Consider the following 19,389-nt stretch of genomic DNA (forward strand, 5'->3'; position numbering starts at 1 on the left):
TTGCTGGTTGATTCCCAACCATCACAGAGAAATCGACATGCTCAAGCAACCTCAAAGCAAATACCGCGCATTCGCCCCGATCGGCCTCAAGGACCGTACCTGGCCCGATGCCGTGCTGACCAAGGCGCCCATCTGGCTGTCGACGGACCTGCGTGATGGCAACCAGGCGCTGGTCGAGCCCATGGACATCGCGCGCAAGATGCGCATGTTCGAAACCCTCGTGGCCATCGGCTTCAAGGAAATCGAAGTCGGCTTCCCTCGGCGTCGCAGGTGGAGTTCGACTTCGTGCGCAAGCTCATCGAGGAAGACCGCATTCCCGACGACGTGACGATCCAGGTGCTGACGCAGGCACGCGACCACCTCATCGCACGCACCTTCGAGGCCTTGCAAGGCGCGCCGCGCGCCATCGTGCACCTCTACAACGCCGTAGCCCCCGTGATGCGCCGCGTGGTGCTCGGCATGGACGAAGACCAGATCGTCGAACTCGCCAGCACCCATGCGCGCATGTTCAACGACTTCGCCGCGAAGCAGCCCGCAACGCAGTGGACCTTCCAGTACTCGCCCGAAATGTTCTCGGGCACCGACGTCGCGTTTTCCAAGCGCGTGGTCGATGCGGTGACCGAGGTCTGGGCGCCGACGCCGCAGCGCAAGTGCATCGTCAACCTGCCCACCACGGTGGAGCATTCGACGCCCAACATCTTCGCGGACATGATCGAGTGGATGCACCGCAACCTCGCGCGCCGCGATTCGATCGTGCTGTGCGTGCACCCGCACAACGACCGCGGCACCGGCACCGCCGCCGGCGAACTGGCGTTGATGGCCGGCGCCGAGCGCATCGAAGGCTGCCTGTTCGGCAACGGCGAGCGCACCGGCAACCTCGACCTCGTGAACGTGGCGCTCAACCTCTACACGCAAGGCGTTTCGCCCGAACTCGACTTCTCGAACATCGACGAGATCCGCGCCACGGTCGAGCACTGCAACCAGATTCCCGTGCACCCGCGCCACCCGTATGTCGGCGACCTCGTCTACACCTCGTTCTCGGGCTCGCACCAGGACGCGATCAAGAAGCTTTCGCCGCGCGCAAGGAAGGCGACATCTGGGACATGCCCTACCTCCCGATCGACCCGAAGGACGTGGGCCGCAGCTACGAGGCCGTGATCCGCGTCAACAGCCAGTCGGGCAAGGGCGGCATGGCCTACCTGCTCGAGAGCGAGTACGGCATCGAGATGCCGCGCCGCCTGCAGATGGAGTTCATGCAGGTCGTGCAGCGCGTGATGGACGTGGCCGGCAAGGAACTCACCGCCAGCGACCTCTGGGACCTGTTCGTGCGCGAGTACGGCGTGGAGACCGCGCAGTCGCTGCAGCACCGCGTGATCGAGGAAGAAGGCGAGGGCGCCAGCGCCTCCGTGGTGCTGCGCGGCGACCTGCCGTGGGACGGCGAAGTCCGCGCCATCGAAGGCCGAGGCAACGGCCCCATCGACGCGTTCACGCAGGCGCTGAGCAAGGCCACCGGCCACACGGTGCGCGTGATGGACTACCACCAGCACGCCATCGGCGCCGGTGCCGATGCCAAGTCGGTGGCCTACCTGGAACTGCGCGTCGACGAAAGCCAGACGCTGTTCGGCGTGGGCATCGACGCCAACGTGATCTCGGCGTCGCTCAAGGCGATCGTCTCGGGCGTGCAGCGCGCACGGGGCAAGGGCGCGCACAGCGCACAATCGGCGGTTGAAGTCGCCTGACGCTGCCAACGCGCTGATACCGCGCCGCATGCGCAAGGTGGGAACGAACAAAGGAGCTCCACGATGACCGACCAACTCATAATTTTCGACACCACCTTGCGCGACGGCGAGCAGTCGCCCGGCGCCTCGATGACGCGCGACGAGAAGATGCGCATCGCCAAGCTGCTGGAGCGGCTGAAGGTCGATGTCATCGAAGCGGGCTTTCCCGCCAGCTCGAACGGCGATTTCGAGGCCGTGAAGGCCATTGCCAACGCGATCAAGGACGCGACGGTGTGCGGCCTCTCGCGCGCCAACGACCGCGACATCGCCCGCGCCGCAGAGGCCCTGAAGGGCGCGGCCCGCGGACGCATCCACACCTTCATCGCGACCTCGCCGCTTCACATGGAAAAGAAGCTGCGCATGTCGCCCGACGAAGTGCACGAGCAGGCCAAGCTGGCCGTGCGTTTTGCGCGCAACCAGATCGGCGACGTCGAGTTCAGCCCTGAAGACGGCTACCGCAGCGACCCGGACTTCCTGTGCCGCGTGCTCGAAACCGTCATCAACGAAGGCGCCACCACCATCAACGTGCCCGACACCGTCGGCTACGCCATCCCCGAGCTCTACGGCAACTTCATCAAGATGCTGCGCGAGCGCATTCCCAACAGCGACAAGGCGATCTGGTCGGTGCACTGCCACAACGACCTGGGCATGGCCGTGGCCAACTCGCTGGCCGGCGTGAAGATCGGCGGCGCGCGCCAGGTCGAATGCACCATCAACGGCCTGGGCGAGCGCGCGGGCAACTGCTCGCTCGAGGAAGTGGTCATGGCGGTGAAGACCCGCAAGGACTATTTCGGGCTGGACCTGCGCATCGACACCCAGCACATCGTGGCCGCGAGCCGCATGGTCAGCCAGACCACCGGTTTCGTGGTGCAGCCGAACAAGGCCGTGGTGGGCGCCAATGCCTTCGCGCATGCCTCCGGCATTCACCAGGACGGCGTGCTCAAGGCCCGCGACACCTACGAGATCATGCGCGCCGAAGACGTGGGCTGGACCGCCAACAAGATCGTGCTGGGCAAGCTCAGCGGCCGCAATGCCTTCAAGCAGCGCCTGCAGGAACTGGGCGTGACCATGGCCAGCGAGGGCGACATCAACGCCGCCTTCCTGCGCTTCAAGGAGCTGGCCGACCGCAAGTCCGAAATTTTCGACGAAGACATCCTGGCGCTCGTCAGCGCGGAAGAGGTGTCGAACGTTGGTGAGCAGTTTGCTTTCGTTTCTCTCTCCCAGCACAGCGAAACCGGCGAGCGCCCCCAGGCCAAGGTCGTCTTTACCGTCCAGGGCAAGGAAGTCACCGGCGAATCCGATGGCAACGGCCCGGTGGATGCTTCTCTGAAGGCCATCGAGTCCCACGTCAAGAGCGGCGCCGAGATGGTTCTTTACTCTGTAAACGCCATCAGCGGCTCGACGGAAAGCCAGGGGGAAGTTACAGTCCGGTTACAAAACGCAGGGCGGGTGGTCAACGGTGTGGGTGCAGACCCGGACATCGTGGTCGCTTCGGCAAAGGCTTATTTGAGTGCGCTCAACAAGTTACAGAGCCAAGCTGAGAGAGTTGCGGCACAAGGTTAGGTTTTCAGGCGTTCCTTGGTATTCGATTGAAGAAGAGGATGCAAGTAACTGATATTGCGTGCCTTTTTTTGATTTCGATACACTGCGGTCCTCGTTTGTCGCCGCTGGAGATTTATTAATGCCTGAAGCCCGTCTCCGCCGAGTTTCCAGCCAGCGGTTTCTACCCGCACTCAAATTCATCGCCGTCGCGTTCTGCGCCACGGCGTTTTTGCTGCCTGGCGCCCAGGCCGCGAAGAAAGAAAAGCCCACCGCAGCCAAGACCGCCGTCGCCAAGAAGGCGAAGGGGCCGGTGCCTGTCGAGGTGAAGCGCACCGCGTCGTCCAAGACAGCGGCGCGCGGCGCCCGGGCCGAAAAAGCAGAAAAGGTCGTTCGTGGAGGCCGCAATGTCGTTGCCACCATCCACAAGAAGAACGGCAAGACCGTGGTGGCCGTCCAGCGCCGCTCGGTGGTCCGCGTCGAAGCGCCCGCGCGCCAGTCCTTCGGCCAGATGGCCGGCCTGCACGGTACCGAAGACGTGCTCGACCTGAAGTCGAGCGTGGCGCTGGTGATCGACCAGGACACCCACGAAGTGCTGTTCAGCAAGAACGACCACGCCGTGCTGCCGATCGCGTCGCTCACCAAGCTCATGACCGGCCTGCTCATCAGCGAGGCGCACCTGCCCAATGAAGAGCTGATCACCATCACGCAGGACGACGTCGACACCGAAAAGCGCAGCAGCTCGCGCCTGACGGTCGGCACCACGCTGTCGCGCGGCGAACTGCTGCACCTGGCGCTGATGTCCAGCGAAAACCGCGCCGCGCACGCGCTGGGCCGCACCTACCCGGGTGGCCTGTCGACCTTCGTGAGCATCATGAATGCAAAGGCCAAGATGCTCGGCATGAAGGACACGCGCTACGTCGAGCCCACGGGCCTGTCCAGCCGCAACCAGTCGAGCGCGCAAGACCTGGCGCTGCTGGTCAATGCAGCCTATTCCGACGCCACCGTGCGCTCGCTGTCGACCTCGCCTGAATACCAGGTCGAAGTCGGCAACCGCGTGCTGCAGTTCAACACCACCAACCGCCTCGTGAAGAGCCCCGATTGGGAAATCGGCGTGCAGAAGACCGGTTACATCTCCGAAGCCGGCCAGTGCCTCGTGATGCAGGCCAAGGTAGCAGGGCGCAAGCTGATCATGGTGTTCCTGGATTCGGCCGGCAAGTTCAGCCGTATCGCCGACGCCGAGCGCGTTCGCCGCTGGGTCGAGGCCACGCATTCGATCTCGGGTTCGCCCGCCGCGTCTTCGCGCAACGTGGGCTTCCAGGTCGCGGGCTGATTCCCCGGTCCCCAACGAAAACAGGCCCTTTTCAGGGCCTGTTTGCTTTTGGGCGTTGCAGGGCGCTGCAGGCACTCTGGGAGTGCCGTGGAGTGCCGTCAGGCGCCCGTGGAGGGGCCGGCGTTCGCCGCAGCAGCAGCGGCTGGCGTGGCGGCCATGCCGTCCTTGAAGCCCAGCGCGCCCGAGATTTCATTGGCCGTGGCCTGCAGCTTGGGCAGCCAGCCTTCGTCGAGGCGGTCGGCCGGCGCCGAGATCGACAAACCCGCCACCAGCTTGCCCTGGTCGTCGTAGATGCCGGCGGCCATGCAGCGCACGCCCAGTTCCAGCTCTTCGTTGTCGCGGGCAATGCCGTACTGGCGCGCCTTCGACAGCTCGCGCTCGAGCGCGGGCAGCTGGGTGATGCTGTTGCGCGTGTGGCCGGCCAGGCCGGTGCGCGTGGCGTAGCTGCGCACGCGCTGCGGGTCGTCGGCCGCCAGGAACAGCTTGCCGGTCGAGGTCAGGTGCAGGGCGGCGCGGCCGCCGATGGCGCGCACCACCTGCATGCCCGAGCGCTCGCTGTAGGAGCGCTCGATGTACACGATCTCGTCGCCCTGGCGCATGCTCAGGTTGACCGGCTGCTGCGTCAGCTTGTGCAGTTCGCGCATCGGGCCCAGCGCCGCGTCGCGCACGTTGAGCCGGCCCTTGACCAGGTTGCCCAGCTCCAGCAGGCGCATGCCCAGGCGGTAGCTGCCCGCTTCGGGCCGGTCGACGAAGCGGCCGACGGCCAGGTCGTTGAGGATGCGGTGCGTGGTCGACGGGTGAAGCCCGGTCTTTTCGCTGATCTCCTTCAGCGAAATCGCCTCTTCGCGCGATGCCAGGACATCGATCAGCGCGAACATGCGCTCGATCACCTGGATCACGGGAACAGCGGGAATGTCTGATTGGTTTTTTCTCATGGCGCTCTGCGGTGATGACCCAGCGCCATTTTACCTTGTGAAATCGTCAGGCGCTTGCCACCGTCCGTCGACCAGCACTTCGTGCGGGGAAAAGCGCGCCTTGTAGTTCATCTTCGGGCTGTGCTCGATCCAGTAGCCCAGGTAGACGTGCGGCAGGCCCAGCTTGCGCGCCTGCTCGATCTGCCAGAGCACGCTGTAAGTGCCATAGCCGGCGCTGGTATCGGGCTCGTAGAAGGTGTAGACGGCCGAGATGCCGTCGTTCAGCACGTCGAGGATCGACACCATCTTCAGCGCGCCCGCGCTGCCGTCGGGCAGGGTCTCGCGAAACTCCACCAGCCGTGAGTTGACCCGGCTTTGCAGCAGGAACTGGGTGTATTGGTCGATGCTGTCGTGGTCCATGCCGCCGCCGGCGTGGCGGCCGTTCTGGTAGCGCAGGTAGAGCTGGTAGTGCTCCGGCACGAAGCACAGCTTGAGCACCCGCGCCTGCAGATCGGAATGTTGTTTCATCGCGCGCCGCTGGCTGCGCGTCGGCTGGAAGCTGTTGGCCAGCACCCGCAGCGGAATGCACGCGCGGCAGCCGTCGCAGTAGGGCCGGTAGGTGAACATGCCGCTGCGCCGGAAGCCGCTGAGCACCAGGTCGGAGTAGGCGTCGTTGTGGATCAGGTGGCTGGGCGTGGCCACCTGCGACCGTGCCTGGCGATCCGGCAGATAGCTGCAGGGATAGGGCGCCGTCGCATAGAACTGCAGCGTGTGAAGCGGAAGATCCTTGAGGTGCGTCACGTCGAAAGAGGAGGTCGCGCGGAAAGGAGTTCATTCCAGTATACGGGCTCGAATCGCCACTGTGGCCCCTCCTGCCGCCGGGCCTCGGCCACATGGGCGACGAAGCGCTTGCGCGGCATTTCGTGGGCGCCCAGGCTGGCCAGGTGGGCGGTGTTCTGCTGGCAGTCGATCATGCGCACGCCGGCGTGCCGGCACAGCGACACCAGCGCCGCCAGCGCGATCTTCGAGGCGTCGGGCTGGCGCGTGAACATCGATTCGCCGAACACCGCGCGGCCCAGCGCCACGCAGTAGAGGCCGCCGGCCAGCTTGCCGTCGATCCAGGTCTCGACGCTGTGGGCGTGGCCGGCTTTGTGCAAATTCGTATAGGCCTTCACCATGTCGGGCACGATCCACGTACCCGACTGGCCCACGCGCGGCGAGCGCGAGCAGGCGGAAATCACGGCCGGAAAGTCGTGGTCGATGCGCACCTCGCAGCCGGGCGTTTCGGCAAAGCGCGCCAGCGTCTTGCGCAGCGAGCGGTGCAGCTTGAAGTCCGCCACCTGCAGCACCATGCGCGGGTCGGGGCTCCACCACAGGATCGGCTGGTCCTCGCTGAACCACGGGAAGACGCAGTTGCTGTAGGCCTGCATCAGAGTATCGACATCGAGCGCGCCGCCGGCCGCGAGCAGGCCGGGCACGGGGTCGGCAATGCCCCATGCCGACGCGGGGTCGGGCAGGGTGTCTCCGGGTTCGAGCCAGGGCAGTTGTTGCATGGCCGTAGGTATACACGGCTTCGCTAAAACTGAATCCAGTTGAGGGAAAATCGCGTACGTCCGGGGTCTTGTCTTGTCTATCAGGCAGCCGCTCTGGCGTTGCATCCGTTGGCACGGCATACCCACAAGACCCGTCGAAGGCCATATAGTGCTCAGCTCGCATTCGCAGTACCCACAGCGGACCCGGCAGGCAGGCATTTCGCGCCGGGGATCAGCACAAGAGGACCACGTTGACCACTGAACCCAATCCCACCCGCTTCGGCAGCGGCCAGGCGGTACGCCGCCTCGAGGACGAGAGCCTGCTGGCAGGGGCCGGACGCTATACCGACGACGTCACGCTGCCCGACCAGGCGCATCTTGTTTTCCTCCGGTCTTCCTATCCGCACGCGCGGATCCGCTCGATCGACACCAGCACGGCAGCCGCCATGCCCGGCGTGTTGCGCGTGATCACGGGGGCGGAAATGGCCGAGGCCGGCGTCAAGCCCATGCCGGGCGCCGCCGGGTTCAAGCGCGCGGACGGCAGCGACAGCGCCAGCCCGCCGCGCTACGCCATGGCGCACGAGCGCGCGCGCTTCGTCGCGAAGCGGTGGCGGCGGTGGTGGCCGACACGGTGCAGCAGGCGCGCGATGCGTGCGAAGCCATCATGGTCGACTACGACGACCTGCCGATGGTGGTCGACCTCCCCAGCGCCACCGCCGACGGCGCGCCGCAACTGTGCGACGAGCCTCCGGCAACATCGCCGCCGAAATGCGCCACGGCAGCAGCGAGGCCGCCACGGCCGCCTTCGCCAAGGCCAGCCACGTGGTGGCGCTCGACGTGAACAACCAGCGCGTGGTCGCGCTCACCATCGAGCCGCGTTCGGTGCTCGCGGTGCAAGACGCCGAGAGCGGCCGCCTCACGATCCGCATGAGTACGCAGATGCCTTCGGGCGTGCGCGATTCCGTGTGCGCGGCCATCGGCCTGCCGAAAGAAAAAGTGCGCGTGGTGGTGGGCGATGTCGGCGGCGGCTTCGGCATGAAGACAGGCGCTTATCCCGAAGACATCGCGGTCGCCTTCGCGGCGCTGCAGGTGCATCGCCCGGTCAAGTGGGTGGCCGACCGCAGCGAGGAATTCCTGTCGAGCGCGCACGGGCGCGACATCGAGGCCCGCGCTGAAATGGCGCTCGACGCCAACGGCAAGATCCTTGCACTGCGCATCAAGACGCTGGCCAACGTCGGCGCCTACGCCACCGGCACCGGCGTGGCGATCCAGCTGCTGATCGGCCCCTGGGTGCAGACCAGCGTCTACGACATCCAGACCATCGACTTCCATTTCAAGGCGGTGCTGACCAACACCGCCCCCACCGGCGCCTACCGTGGCGCGGGCCGGCCGAGGCCATCTTCACCATCGAGCGCTTGATGGACGAGGCCGCGCGGCAAACCGGCATCGACCGCATCGTGCTGCGCCGGCGCAACTTCATCCGCCCCGAGCAGATGCCGTACAAGAACCCGATGGCGCAGACCTACGACACGGGCAACTTCGAGTCGGTCATGGACCAGGCGCTGGCGCTGGCCGACTGGCAGGGCTTCGAGGGCCGCGCCGCCGAATCGGCCAGCCAGGGCAGGCACCGCGGCCTGGGCATCGCCACGTTCCTCGAATGGACGGGCGGCAACGTGTTCGAGGAGCGCGTCACGGTCTCGGTGCAGGCCGACGGCGTGATCGAGGTGTTCTCGGCCGTCAACGCCATGGGGCAGGGCATTGCCACCTCGCTCGCGCAACTGGCCGTGGACGCTTTCGGCGTGCCCATCGACAAGGTGCGCGTGGTGCTCGGCGACACCGACCGCGGCGACGGCTTCGGCAGCGCCGGTTCGCGTTCGCTGTTCACCGGCGGCTCGGCCGTGCGCATCGGCGCGGAACGCACCATCGACAAGGCGCGCGAACTCGCGGCGCAAGAATTCGAGGCCGCCGTCGACGACATCACCTACACGCGCGGCGTCTTCTCGGTGGCCGGCACCGACCTCGAGCTCGACCTGTTCACGCTCGCGGGCAAGCAGCCCGAGCGCGAGATCTTCGTCGACTCGACCAGCACCGTGGCCGGCCCGACCTGGCCCAACGGCTGCCACATCTGCGAGATCGAGATCGACCCGCCCACCGGCGAAATCAGCGTGGTCGCCTACAGCTCCGTCAACGACGTGGGCCGCGTGATCAATCCGATGATCGTGCGCGGCCAGCTCGAGGGCGGCGCCGTGCAGGGCATCGGGCAGGCGCTGTACGAGCAGGTGGTGTACGACCACGAAACCGGCCAGCCCGTCACCGGCAGCCTGATGGACTACGCCGCGCCGCGCGCCGACATCGTGAGCACCATGTTCAACATGGAAATGGACGAGTCCACGCCGTGCAAGAACAACCCGCTGGGCGTGAAGGGCGTGGGCGAGCTCGGCACCATCGGCGCCACGCCGGCCATCGTGAACGCGGTGGCCGACGCCTTCGCGCGCAACGGCCTTGCCACGCGCGCGCCGCGACTGCACATGCCGCTGAGCCCCGCGCGCGTGTGGCAGGCGATGCAGACGGTCGACTGAGCGCCACGCACCGGGCGTCGAAAGGCGCGGCACGCCATGCTCGTCACCACCGAACGCCAGACCGACCTCATCCGCGTCGCCAGCTACCGCTGCGACGCGGGCCCCGATGCGCAGCCCTTCACCGAGCTGCACGAGGGCTACTCGGTCTCGTACGTGCGCAAGGGCAGCTTCGGCTACCGCACGCGCGGCCGGGCCTATGAACTCGTGGCCGGCTCGGTGCTCGTGGGATGCCCCGGCGACGAATACGTCTGCACGCACGACAACCACGTGTGCGGCGACGAGTGCCTCGCGTTCCACCTGTCGCCAGGCTTCGTCGAGCTGATCGGCGGCGACCGCAAGGCCTGGCGCACTGGCGGCCTGCCGCCGCTGGCCGAGCTCGTGGTCATCGGCGAACTCGCGCAGGCCGCGGCCGACGGGCAGGGCGACGCGGGCCTGGACGAGCTGGGCATGTGGTTCGCGAGCCGCTTCGTCGACGTCGTGTCCGGCCGCGCCAAGCCCAGGCCGGCGCCCGCCGCCTTGCCGCGCGACCGCCGCCGCGCGGTCGATGCCGCGATGTGGATCGACGCGCACTCGCAGCACGACATCGGGCTCGACGGCGCTGCCGCCGAGGCGGGCCTGAGCGCCTTTCATTTCTTGCGCTTGTTCTCGCAGGTGCTGGGCGTCACGCCGCACCAGTACCTCGTGCGCTCGCGCCTGCGCCATGCCGCGCGCCTGCTGGCCGACGACGACAGCCGCCCCGTGACCGAGGTCGCGCTCGACGTCGGCTTTGCCGACCTCAGCAACTTCGTGCGCACCTTCCACCGCGCGGCCGGGGTGTCGCCCGGCGGTTTCCGCAAGGCGGCCCGGGGCGATCGCAAGATTTTCCAAGACCGCCTGGCCACGCTCTTTCATGATGACCGCCTGATCCATTCATCGAGCAGGAAACCATCATGTACGCCCCCACCGGACTGACAGCCGAAGACCTCGCCGCGAGCCGCCGCTTCCATGCGGTCTGCCTCTGACGCCAAGGAACCGCCATGGCCACCATCTACAAGGAATTCATCGTCGAGGCGGACGCCGCCCACGTGTGGGACGCGCTGCGCGATTTCAACGCGGTGCACACCCGGCTCGCACCGGGCTTTCTCACCGCCTGCACGATCGACGCCGAGGGCGGCCGCGTGCTCACCTTCGCCAACGGCCTCGTCGCGCGCGAGGCGTTGGTGGGCATCGACGACGCGCATCGCCGCCTGGCCTACACCGTCACCGGCGGCAAGGCCAGCCACCATCATGCGTCGGCGCAGGTGTTCGCCGAAGGGCCGGGCCGCTCGCGCTTCGTCTGGATCACCGACGTGCTGCCCGACGCCATGGCTGCGTACATCGAGCCGATGATGGTGCAGGGCGGCGTGGCGATGAAGGCGGCGCTCGAAGGGCGCCCGGTGCCGGCTGCCTAGATTCGCCGCCTAGAAGTCTTCGAGCGGCAGGCCGACGTAGTTCTCGGCCAGCGAGGTCGAGGCCGCGTGCGAGTGCACCAGGTAGTCGAGCTCGGCTTCCTGGATCTTCTGGCCGAAGGCGCCCGTTTCCGGAAAGCGGTGCATCAGCGAGGTGAACCACCACGAGAAGCGCTCGGCCTTCCACACGCGGCGCAGGCACAGGTCCGAATAGCGGTCGAGCGCCGAGGCCGATTTCTCGCCGTAGAAGATCTCGAACGCGCGCGAGAGGTAGCCCACGTCGGCGGTTGCGAGGTTCAGCCCCTTGGCGCCGGTCGGCGGCACGATGTGTGCCGCGTCGCCCGCCAGGAACAGCGAGCCGAAGCGCATCGGCTCGGCCACGAAGCTGCGCAGCGGCGCAATGCTCTTCTCGATCGACGGGCCCGTCACCAGCCGCTCGCGCGCCTCGGGGTCGAGCCGCGCGCGCAGCTCGTTCCAGAAGGCCTCGTCGCTCCAGTTCTCCACGCGCTCCTCGGTCGGCACCTGCACGTAGTAGCGGCTGCGCGTGGCGCTGCGCATGCTGCACAGCGCAAAGCCGCGCCCGGTGTTGGCGTAGATGAGTTCGTGCGACACCGGCGGCACGTCGGCCAGCACGCCGAGCCAGCCGAAGGGGTAGACCTTCTCGTAGGTCTGGATCGCGTCGGCCGGCACGCTCGCGCGGCTCACGCCGTGGTAGCCGTCGCAGCCGGCGATGAAGTCGCATTCGATCTCGTGCGTCTGGCCGTCCTTCTCATAGCGCACGCGCGGCTTGGCCGAATCGAAGTCGTGCAGGCTGACATTGGCCGCGCTGTAGATCGTGGTCAGGCCTTCGGCTTCGCGTGCTTCCATCAGGTCGCGCGTGACTTCGGTCTGGCCGTACACCGTGACCTGCTTGCCGCCCGTGAGGCTGTGCATGTCGATGCGGTGGCGCGCGCCCTTGAACAGCAGCTCGATGCCTTCGTGCGGCAGCCCTTCGGCCTTGGCGCGCACGTCGACGCCGGCGCGTGCCAGCAGGTCCATGGTGACCTGTTCGAGCACGCCGGCGCGGATGCGTCCCAGCACGTAGTCGCCGCTCTGGCGCTCGACGATGACGTTGTCGATGCCCGCCTTGTGCAGCAGTTGACCGAGCAGAAGTCCGGCGGGGCCGGCGCCGATGATCGCGACCTGGGTGCGCATGTTCGTATGTCTCCGAGAGGTGTTTCGTGGAGCGTAGGGCGCGCCCGGCCGTCTGTGGTGCCGGGGCGCGATGCTCTGTGCGATCATGCGAACGCGTGCGCGATGATCGCGCAACACTTCGACCCGAACGACGATCCGACGACCGAATGACCATCGCCAAAGCCGACTTCATCGAGGGCATCGCCAAGGGAATGGCGGTGCTCGAAAGCTTCGACACCGAGCGCCAGCGGCTCAACGCCACCCTGGCCGCCGAGCGCGCCGGCCTCACGCGCGCGGCGGCCCGCCGCCACCTGCTGACACTGGCCCACCTGGGCTACCTGGAAACCGACGGCAGCTATTTCTGGATGGCGCCGAAGGTGCTGCGCTTCTCGGGCAGCTACCTGGCGTCGTCGCGCCTGCCGCGCGCGCTGCAGCCCACGCTGAACCGGCTGGCGGCGCAGACCGGCGAGTCGTACTCGGCGGTGGTGCTCGACGGGGAAGAGGTGGTGATCGTTGCGCGCAGCGGCAGCTACGGCACGCCCACGCGCGTGCTGGCCTACGGTCTGCACCTCGGCGCGCGGCTGCCGGCGCATGCGACCTCGACCGGTCGCGTGCTGCTGGCCGCGATGGCGCCCACTGCGTTCACGCAGTGGCTCAAGGGCCGTCACCTGGCGCGCCTTACGCCCCAAACGGTGACGCAGGCGCGCGGCCTGCGGCAGCTGGTTGCCCGCGCACGCAAGGACGACTACTGCTTTGCCAGCGAAGAACACGAGTTGGGCGTGCAGGCGCTGGCGGTGCCGTTGCGCGACATGCAGGGTCACACGGTGGCCGCGCTCAACGTGGTGCTGTCGGGCACGCGCTACCAGGAAGAGGCGTTGCAGCGCGACATGCTGCCTCTCCTGTTCGAGGCCGCGCGCGAAGTGCGCTCGCTGCTCTGAAATGCAAGGCTGCTCTTCGAATCGCCGCCGGCCGCAGCTGAACTTTAGCCCCGCCCCGCATCTCGAATCCCCGAAACGGACACAACCATGCGACTCCTCCTTCTCGAAGACGACGTGATGATCGGCGAGGCCGTGCTCGACCTGCTGCGTGCCGAGCAGTACGCCGTGGACTGGGTCAAAGACGGCGAGGCCGCCGAGTCGGCCCTGCGTACCCAGCAGTACGACCTGGTGATGCTCGACCTGGGCGTGCCGCGCCGCGACGGCCTCGAAGTGCTGCGCAACTTGCGCGCGCGCAAGCAACGCATGCCCGTGCTCATCGCCACCGCGCGCGACTCCGTGCAGCAGCGCATCGAAGGCCTCGATGCCGGCGCCGACGACTACATGCTCAAGCCCTACGACCTCGACGAACTGCTCGCCCGCATCCGCGCCTTGCTGCGCCGCGCGGCCGGGCGCGCCGAGCCGGTGTACGAACACATGGGCGTGAGCATCAACCCCGCCACGCGCGAAGTCTCGGTGGCCGGCCAGCCCGTGGTGCTGTCGGCGCGCGAATGGGCCGTGCTGGAGCCTTTGCTCGCGCGGCCCGGCATGGTGCTGTCGCGCGCCCAGCTCGAGGAAAAGCTCTACAGCTGGAAAGACGAAATCAGCAGCAACGCCGTCGAGGTCTACGTGCACGGCCTGCGCAAGAAGCTCGGCGCCGAGCTGATCCGCAACGTGCGCGGCGTCGGCTACATGGTGCCGAAGGTATGAGGCGCAACAGCCTGACCGGGTCGCTGCGCGCCCGGCTGCTGTGGTTTCTGCTCGCGGCCATCGTGCTGGCCGCCGGTGCGCAGGCGCTCGTGGCCTACCGCACCGTGCTCGCCGAGGCCGACGACATCTTCGACTACCACATGCAGCAGATGGCGCTGTCGCTGCGCGCCGGCCTGCCGCCGAGCGCGGCGGTGGGCGGCATCGGCACCGGCGAGCAGAACTTCGATTTCGTCGTGCAGGTGTGGACTGCCGACGGCGTGCGCATCTTCGAATCGGCCGAAGAGGCGGCGCTACCCCAACTGGCCGTGCTGGGCTTTGCCGACGTGCATGCGCGCGGCACCACCTACCGCGTGTTCTCGATGCAGACGCGCGGCCTCGTGATCCAGGTCGCGCAGGACATGGCGGCGCGGCGCCACATGGCCGGCACGCTGGCGCTGCGCACCATTGCACCGGTGGCGCTGATGGCGCCGCTGCTGATGCTGGTCGTGTGGTGGGTCGTGAGCCGCTCGCTCGCGCCGGTGGCGCGCGTGCGCAAGCAGGTGGCGTCGCGGCAGGCCGACGACCTGTCGCCGGTGAGCGAAGAAAACCTGCCGGAAGAAGTGCGCCCGCTGGTACAGGAACTCAACCTGCTGTTCGACCGGGTGCGCCATGCCTTCGACGCGCAAAGGCACTTCGTCGCCGATGCCGCGCACGAACTGCGCTCGCCGCTGGCCGCGTTGAAGCTGCAGGTGCAGGGCCTGCAGCGAGCGCCCGACGATGCCTCGCGCGACATCGCCGTGGGCCGGCTGGTCGCGGGCATCGACCGCGCCACGCGCCTCGTCGAGCAGATGCTCGCGCTGGCCCGCCACGAGGCCAGCATGGCCGCGGGCGCCACGCCCGAGCCGGTCGACCTGTCGGAGGTGGCGCGGCTCGCGGTGTCCGACGCGGTGGCCGCGGCGCAGGCGCGCGGCATCGACATCGGCATCACGCACGCCGACGCGGCGATCGTCAGCGGTCAGTCGGAGGCGCTGCGCATGCTGCTGCGCAACCTGCTCGAGAACGCGGTGAAGTACACGCCCGTCGAGGGCCGCGTCGACATCGCCATCGACAAGCGCGACGACGCGGTCGAGCTCAGCGTCGACGACAGCGGCCCCGGCCTGCCTGAAGCAGAGCGCGAGCGCGTGCTCGACCGCTTCTACCGCTCGGGCGAAACCCAGGCGCCCGGCAGCGGCCTGGGCCTGGCCATCGTGAAGTCGATCGCCGATCTGCACGGTGCCACGCTGGCGCTCGATGCCTCGCCGAGCCTGGGCGGCCTGCGCGTGCGCGTGCGCTTTCCGGCCCGCGCCTGAGCCCCCTGGCCAGGGGCAGCGCCGTTTAAGCGGTGCTTAAGTCAGCGAGACGACATTCCTTTCATCGTGTTTGCGTCCATACGCCTTGAAAGGAACCGACAAATGAACTCCCGTCTGACTTCGCCCCGCGCCCTGGTGATTGCCCTGGCGAGCGCGGGTGTGATCGGTGCCGTCGGTGCCGGTGCCTACACCAGTGCCCGTGCCGTGGGTGCGCCGACCACCAACGTGACCAGCTCCGCGCCCGCGGCCATGGTCACGCTGCCCGACTTCTCGACCATCACCCAGCGCGACGGCGCGGCCGTGGTCAACATCAGCGTCACCGGCACCATGAAGGCGTCGGACGACGAGGCCGCCGCCGAGGTCCAGGGCATCGACCCCGACGACCCGATGTTCCAGTTCTTCCGCCGCTTCCAGGGCCAGATGAACCCGCGCGGCCAGCACCAGCAGCCGCGCGACGTGCCGGTGCGCGCCCAGGGCTCGGGCTTCATCGTCGACCCGAGCGGCATCATCATCACCAACGCCCACGTCGTGAAGGACGCCAAGGAAGTCACCGTCAAGCTGACCGACCGCCGCGAGTTCCGCGCCAAGGTGCTGGGCGCCGACGCCAAGACCGACATTGCGGTGCTGAAGATCGACGCGAAGAACCTGCCCGTGCTCGCGCTGGGCAGCACCAAGGACCTGAAGGTCGGCGAATGGGTGCTGGCCATCGGCTCGCCCTTCGGCTTCGAGAACACCGTGACGGCCGGCGTGGTGAGCGCCAAGGGCCGCTCGCTGCCCGACGACAGCTACGTGCCGTTCATCCAGACCGACGTGGCCGTGAACCCCGGCAACTCCGGCGGCCCGCTGCTCAACACGCGCGGCGAGGTGGTGGGCATCAACTCGCAGATCTACAGCCGCAGCGGCGGCTACCAGGGCCTGTCGTTCGCGATCCCGATCGACGTGGCGATCCAGGTGAAGGACCAGATCGTCGCCACCGGCAAGGCCACGCACGGCCGGCTGGGCGTGGCGGTGCAGGAGGTGAACCAGGCCTTTGCCGAGTCGTTCAAGCTCGACAAGCCCGAAGGCGCGCTGGTCTCGAACATCGAGAAGGGCGGCCCCGGCGACAAGGCCGGCCTGAAGGCGGGCGACGTGATCCGCAAGGTCGACGGCCAGCCGATCGTTTCGTCGGGCGACCTGCCCGCGGTGATCGGCCAGCAGGCGCCGGGCAAGAAGGTCACGCTCGAAGTGTGGCGCCAGGGTGCGCGCCAGGAGCTGGAGGCCAAGCTCGGCGACGCAAGCGACAAGCCGGCCAAGGTGGCCAAGGCCGACGCCGACGCAGGGCAGGGCAAGCTGGGCCTGGCGCTGCGCCCCCTGCAGCCGCAGGAAAAGCGCGAGACCTCGATCGACACCGGGCTCTTGATCGAGGACGCCGCGGGGCCCTCGGCCCAGGCGGGTGTGCAGGCCGGCGACGTGCTGCTGGCCATCAACGGCACGCCGGCGCAAAGCGTGGAGCAGGTGCGCGAGGTGGTGGCCAAGGCGACCAACAAGTCGGTGGCGCTCTTGATCCAGCGCGGCGAAGACAAGATCTTCGTGCCGGTGCGCATCGGCTGACCGACCCGGCGAAGAACGAGGCGGCAGCCGGATGAAGCAACCCGGCCAGTCGCCTCAAGACCCGAGCCGGGAGCGCGTGCCGGGCGGCGGCCTTTCGGCCCACATCCTGCCCACGTCGGCCACCATGATCGGCGTGTGCATGACCGTGATGTCGATCGGGCACCTCGGGCCGCGCGACGACATGCGCTTGCTCATCGACCGCCTGCTGGCCGTGGACGCGCTGGTCTTCCTGGCCAGCGCGTTGCTGTCTTTCATCTCGATGCGCTCACGCCGGTCGGGCGCGCGGCTGGAGCGCTGGGGCGAGGCGGTCTTCATCGCCGGCCTGGCGCTGCTGGCGCTGGGCGCCGTCACGCTGGCGTTCGCGCTGCGCTGAGCCGCGCGGCGCGTTTCGTCAGGCCAGCACGCAGGGCCAGTCGAGCAGCACGCGCGTGCCGCCTGTTTGTTCATTCGCGGTTTCGATTCGCAGCTTCGCGCCGATCGATTGCGCGCGCGCCCGCATGTTCGAAATGCCGTGTCCAGGCGGTCGGGCCGTGTCGGGCACGGCGGGCAGTCCCCGGCCGTTGTCGGTAAGCACGATGCGCACCAGCGGCGGCGTCTCTTCGCCATGCCAGTTCGCGTGCATCACGATGCGCGTGGCCGACGCGTGCTTCAGCACGTTGGTGAAGGCCTCGAGCAGGATGCGCTGCAACTGCAGCGCCGCCTGCGCGGCGAAGGGCGCCATCGGCGGAATCACGGCCACGTCCCACACCAGCTCGATGCCGGCCGCGTCCAGGCGCGGCTGCAGCCGGTAGCGCAAGGTGGCCAGCACGGTGGGCAGGTCGTCGTGCGTGGGCTGCAGCGAATCGACGGCCATGCGCATTTCGTCGAGCGCGAGCTTCACGTGTTCCTCGACCACGACGCGGTCGGGCGCGGGCTGGGTCACGACGTTGAGCAGGCCCACCAGCTGCGAGCCCACGCCGTCGTGAATCTCCCGCATGATGCGCTGGCGCTCCAGCAGCACGGCCTGTTCCTGCTGCTGCTGGCGCACGGTTTCGAAGGCGCCGCGCAGTTGCGTCTCGCGCTCGTCGATGCGGGCCGCCAGGCTGGCGTTGAGCGCGCTGTAGTCGGCCACCGTGCGGCTGTAGCGCTCGACCACCAGGCCGGCCAGGATCATCACGAAGAAGAACATCGCGTGCGCGGTCAGCGTGTAGTAGGCGCCGCCGAACAGGCCCATGCGCACCAGCAGCAGGTCGTGCGCGCCGGCCAGGATGGCGAGCGTGCCCGCCGCCATCAGCACCCCCGCGATGCGGCGGCGCGCCACCAGCGCGCCGTGGATCACGTAGGCAGGCAGATGATGCTCGTGAACTGCAGGATGACGAGTCCGCTGGTCCACAGCTTCGGCAGCGCGAAGGCGAAGGAGGCACAGGCCAGCGTGACCGACGTCGCCAGCGCGGCGTAGATCGAGCGCACCAGCCACGGCGGGTTGCGCTCCAGCACCAGCAGCACGAAGCGCGCGATCAGCCCGATGTGGCCCGCATAGCAGACCGCCACCACCGCGCCCCACAGCGGCCAGGGCACCGGCACCTCGGGCCACACGCGGTCGAGGTTGCGCGCAATGCCGGAAAGCGCGGCCAGCGCGAAGCAGCCGTAGAGCGCGTCGCGCTGCCGCAGCCACAGACCGCCGGCCATGCCGCCCATCAGCAGCAGGCTCACGGCATAGACGATGGCCGAGGTGTTGCGCCAGTTCTGCTGCGAGCGGTAGATGGGCGCCAGCGAGGCCTCGGTGCCGTACTGCACGCTCGCCAGCCCGGCCCCGCGCTGCCGCTGGATGGTGGTGCGCACGAGCAGCACCTGCGGCCGGCCTTCGTGATGCAGCGCGGCCGCCACATGCACCAGCTCGTTGCCCTTGGCGGCGTCGTAGCCGGAGTCGCCCAGCGTGCCGAAGCTGGCCACCAGCGCGTCGTTGAAGAGCACGGCGACCTGGTTGCCCACGCCCGACATCAGCAGCACCGAAGGCGCGCCCGCCGGCACCGCCGACGCAGGCAGGTCGATGCGGTAGCTGGCCTTGCCGCCCCGGCCGGGAAACTCGTGGTCCCAGCGAAAAGGCAACTGCACGCGGCGAACCTCGGGCGGCAGGCCGTCGGGTTCCAGCGTCGCTTCGGCGAAGGCCACGTCCATGGCCTCGGGCGCCGCATGCGCGAGGGGGCCCATGGCCAGCATCGGCAGCCACAGCAGCGCCAGCAGCCACCGGCGCACCCTCCGGGCGATCAGGCTAGGGAAGCCAGCCGAGATTGCGGGCCTCGAACACCGCTTCCGATTTGTTGTGCACATCCAGCTTGCCGTAGATATTGCGGATATGGGTTTGGACCGTGGATGCGGAGACTCCCATCTGCGTGCCGACTTCGACATAGGTGAAACCACGAGAGACCAGGTCGAGCACCTCGAACTCGCGCGGCGACAGCCGCTCGGGCCGGATGCTGGCGCCGTAGGGCGCCGGGGCCGCGGGCCTGGCGGCCGCCGAGGGGCCGGTGC

General features: G+C 68.1%; 17 protein-coding genes and 2 pseudogenes. 11 read left to right on the forward strand and 8 right to left on the reverse strand.

The features are described from left to right. Positions 1-37 precede the first annotated feature (37 nt). A pseudogene (leuA, locus tag BMG07_RS07265) lies at positions 38-1,739 on the forward strand (2-isopropylmalate synthase). A gap of 63 nt (positions 1,740-1,802) precedes the next feature. Next, positions 1,803-3,341: a 2-isopropylmalate synthase gene (locus tag BMG07_RS07270; protein ID WP_198083984.1), complete on the forward strand. Its 1,539-nt coding sequence runs from the start codon at positions 1,803-1,805 to the stop codon at positions 3,339-3,341. Here BMG07_RS07270 and BMG07_RS44030 read toward each other — a convergent pair. Continuing rightward, positions 3,303-3,653, reverse strand: a complete 351-nt coding sequence (locus tag BMG07_RS44030) for a hypothetical protein (RefSeq protein ID WP_307866892.1) — start codon at positions 3,651-3,653, stop codon at positions 3,303-3,305. The two genes, BMG07_RS07270 and BMG07_RS44030, sit on opposite strands and share 39 nt — an antisense overlap. On the opposite strand from BMG07_RS44030, the gene BMG07_RS07275 reads away from it, so the two are divergent. Continuing rightward, positions 3,631-4,650: a serine hydrolase gene (locus tag BMG07_RS07275; protein WP_374221245.1), complete on the forward strand. Its 1,020-nt coding sequence runs from the start codon at positions 3,631-3,633 to the stop codon at positions 4,648-4,650. The two genes, BMG07_RS44030 and BMG07_RS07275, sit on opposite strands and share 23 nt — an antisense overlap. A 98-nt stretch (positions 4,651-4,748) precedes the next feature. On the opposite strand, the gene BMG07_RS07280 is transcribed toward BMG07_RS07275, so the two are convergent. The 3 genes from BMG07_RS07280 to aat are packed head-to-tail and all read right to left on the reverse strand — an operon-like array spanning position 4,749 to position 7,117. Then, on the reverse strand, positions 4,749-5,585 hold the full coding sequence (locus BMG07_RS07280; RefSeq protein ID WP_198083986.1) for an IclR family transcriptional regulator: 837 nt from the start codon (positions 5,583-5,585) through the stop codon (positions 4,749-4,751). A gap of 30 nt (positions 5,586-5,615) precedes the next feature. After that, positions 5,616-6,365 (reverse strand): arginyltransferase, encoded by a 750-nt coding sequence (locus BMG07_RS07285; protein WP_198083987.1) that lies wholly within the window; start codon positions 6,363-6,365, stop codon positions 5,616-5,618. Further along, on the reverse strand, positions 6,362-7,117 hold the full coding sequence (aat, locus tag BMG07_RS07290) for a leucyl/phenylalanyl-tRNA--protein transferase (RefSeq protein ID WP_198083988.1): 756 nt from the start codon (positions 7,115-7,117) through the stop codon (positions 6,362-6,364). Before aat ends, BMG07_RS07285 begins: the two co-directional genes overlap by 4 nt. Before the next feature lie 230 nt (positions 7,118-7,347). On the opposite strand from aat, the pseudogene BMG07_RS07295 reads away from it, so the two are divergent. The 3 genes and pseudogenes from BMG07_RS07295 (at position 7,348) to BMG07_RS07305 (ending at position 11,105) form a co-directional block, all read left to right on the forward strand. After that, a pseudogene (locus tag BMG07_RS07295) lies at positions 7,348-9,675 on the forward strand (xanthine dehydrogenase family protein molybdopterin-binding subunit). A gap of 36 nt (positions 9,676-9,711) precedes the next feature. Beyond that, the gene (locus BMG07_RS07300; RefSeq protein WP_198083989.1) at positions 9,712-10,626 is read left to right on the forward strand and encodes a helix-turn-helix domain-containing protein; all 915 of its coding nucleotides are present in this window, start codon (positions 9,712-9,714) and stop codon (positions 10,624-10,626) included. A gap of 65 nt (positions 10,627-10,691) precedes the next feature. Continuing rightward, on the forward strand, positions 10,692-11,105 hold the full coding sequence (locus tag BMG07_RS07305; RefSeq protein ID WP_198083990.1) for an SRPBCC family protein: 414 nt from the start codon (positions 10,692-10,694) through the stop codon (positions 11,103-11,105). A 9-nt stretch (positions 11,106-11,114) separates the two neighbouring features. Here BMG07_RS07305 and pobA read toward each other — a convergent pair whose 3' ends face one another. Beyond that, positions 11,115-12,296: a 4-hydroxybenzoate 3-monooxygenase gene (pobA, locus tag BMG07_RS07310; RefSeq protein WP_198083991.1), complete on the reverse strand. Its 1,182-nt coding sequence runs from the start codon at positions 12,294-12,296 to the stop codon at positions 11,115-11,117. A gap of 146 nt (positions 12,297-12,442) precedes the next feature. Between pobA and BMG07_RS07315 the strand changes: the two genes are divergently transcribed. The 5 genes from BMG07_RS07315 (at position 12,443) to BMG07_RS07335 (ending at position 17,251) form a co-directional block, all read left to right on the forward strand. Continuing rightward, positions 12,443-13,213 (forward strand): IclR family transcriptional regulator C-terminal domain-containing protein, encoded by a 771-nt coding sequence (locus BMG07_RS07315; protein ID WP_198083992.1) that lies wholly within the window; start codon positions 12,443-12,445, stop codon positions 13,211-13,213. 87 nt (positions 13,214-13,300) lie between these two features. Further along, a complete protein-coding gene (locus tag BMG07_RS07320; RefSeq protein ID WP_198083993.1) occupies positions 13,301-13,960 on the forward strand; it encodes a response regulator in 660 nt (219 codons plus the stop codon). Beyond that, complete coding sequence (locus BMG07_RS07325; protein WP_198083994.1) at positions 13,957-15,288, forward strand: ATP-binding protein; 1,332 nt, start codon at positions 13,957-13,959, stop codon at positions 15,286-15,288. The genes BMG07_RS07320 and BMG07_RS07325 overlap by 4 nt, the downstream gene beginning before the upstream one ends. 102 nt (positions 15,289-15,390) lie before the next feature. Further along, on the forward strand, positions 15,391-16,878 hold the full coding sequence (locus BMG07_RS07330) for a DegQ family serine endoprotease (RefSeq protein ID WP_198083995.1): 1,488 nt from the start codon (positions 15,391-15,393) through the stop codon (positions 16,876-16,878). A gap of 31 nt (positions 16,879-16,909) precedes the next feature. Next, positions 16,910-17,251 carry a hypothetical protein gene (locus BMG07_RS07335; protein ID WP_198083996.1) on the forward strand — a complete coding sequence of 114 codons (342 nt, stop codon included), beginning with the start codon at positions 16,910-16,912 and terminating at the stop codon, positions 17,249-17,251. Positions 17,252-17,269: 18 nt separating this feature from the next. Here BMG07_RS07335 and BMG07_RS41700 read toward each other — a convergent pair whose 3' ends face one another. The 3 genes from BMG07_RS41700 to BMG07_RS07345 form a co-directional block, all read right to left on the reverse strand. Then, positions 17,270-18,196 carry a sensor histidine kinase gene (locus BMG07_RS41700; RefSeq protein WP_269758739.1) on the reverse strand — a complete coding sequence of 309 codons (927 nt, stop codon included), beginning with the start codon at positions 18,194-18,196 and terminating at the stop codon, positions 17,270-17,272. Then, positions 18,193-19,113 (reverse strand): hypothetical protein, encoded by a 921-nt coding sequence (locus tag BMG07_RS41705; RefSeq protein ID WP_269758740.1) that lies wholly within the window; start codon positions 19,111-19,113, stop codon positions 18,193-18,195. Before BMG07_RS41705 ends, BMG07_RS41700 begins: the two co-directional genes overlap by 4 nt. 16 nt (positions 19,114-19,129) lie before the next feature. After that, on the reverse strand, positions 19,130-19,389 hold a 260-nt coding region (locus BMG07_RS07345), incomplete at its 5' end, for a response regulator transcription factor (RefSeq protein ID WP_198083997.1).

Source organism: Variovorax sp. E3 (assembly GCF_016082275.1).
Taxonomy (GTDB): domain Bacteria; phylum Pseudomonadota; class Gammaproteobacteria; order Burkholderiales; family Burkholderiaceae_C; genus Variovorax.

What these genes read in the sequence shown, in the direction of transcription:
- BMG07_RS07270 (WP_198083984.1), top strand. Translation starts at nt 1,803, where the DNA reads ATGACCGACCAACTCATAATTTTCGACACCACCTTGCGCGACGGCGAG.
- BMG07_RS07280 (WP_198083986.1), bottom strand. Translation starts at nt 5,585, where the DNA reads ATGAGAAAAAACCAATCAGACATTCCCGCTGTTCCCGTGATCCAGGTG.
- aat (WP_198083988.1), bottom strand. Translation starts at nt 7,117, where the DNA reads ATGCAACAACTGCCCTGGCTCGAACCCGGAGACACCCTGCCCGACCCC.
- BMG07_RS07300 (WP_198083989.1), top strand. Translation starts at nt 9,712, where the DNA reads ATGCTCGTCACCACCGAACGCCAGACCGACCTCATCCGCGTCGCCAGC.
- BMG07_RS07305 (WP_198083990.1), top strand. Translation starts at nt 10,692, where the DNA reads ATGGCCACCATCTACAAGGAATTCATCGTCGAGGCGGACGCCGCCCAC.
- pobA (WP_198083991.1), bottom strand. Translation starts at nt 12,296, where the DNA reads ATGCGCACCCAGGTCGCGATCATCGGCGCCGGCCCCGCCGGACTTCTG.
- BMG07_RS07315 (WP_198083992.1), top strand. Translation starts at nt 12,443, where the DNA reads ATGACCATCGCCAAAGCCGACTTCATCGAGGGCATCGCCAAGGGAATG.
- BMG07_RS07320 (WP_198083993.1), top strand. Translation starts at nt 13,301, where the DNA reads ATGCGACTCCTCCTTCTCGAAGACGACGTGATGATCGGCGAGGCCGTG.
- BMG07_RS07325 (WP_198083994.1), top strand. Translation starts at nt 13,957, where the DNA reads ATGAGGCGCAACAGCCTGACCGGGTCGCTGCGCGCCCGGCTGCTGTGG.
- BMG07_RS07330 (WP_198083995.1), top strand. Translation starts at nt 15,391, where the DNA reads ATGAACTCCCGTCTGACTTCGCCCCGCGCCCTGGTGATTGCCCTGGCG.
- BMG07_RS07335 (WP_198083996.1), top strand. Translation starts at nt 16,910, where the DNA reads ATGAAGCAACCCGGCCAGTCGCCTCAAGACCCGAGCCGGGAGCGCGTG.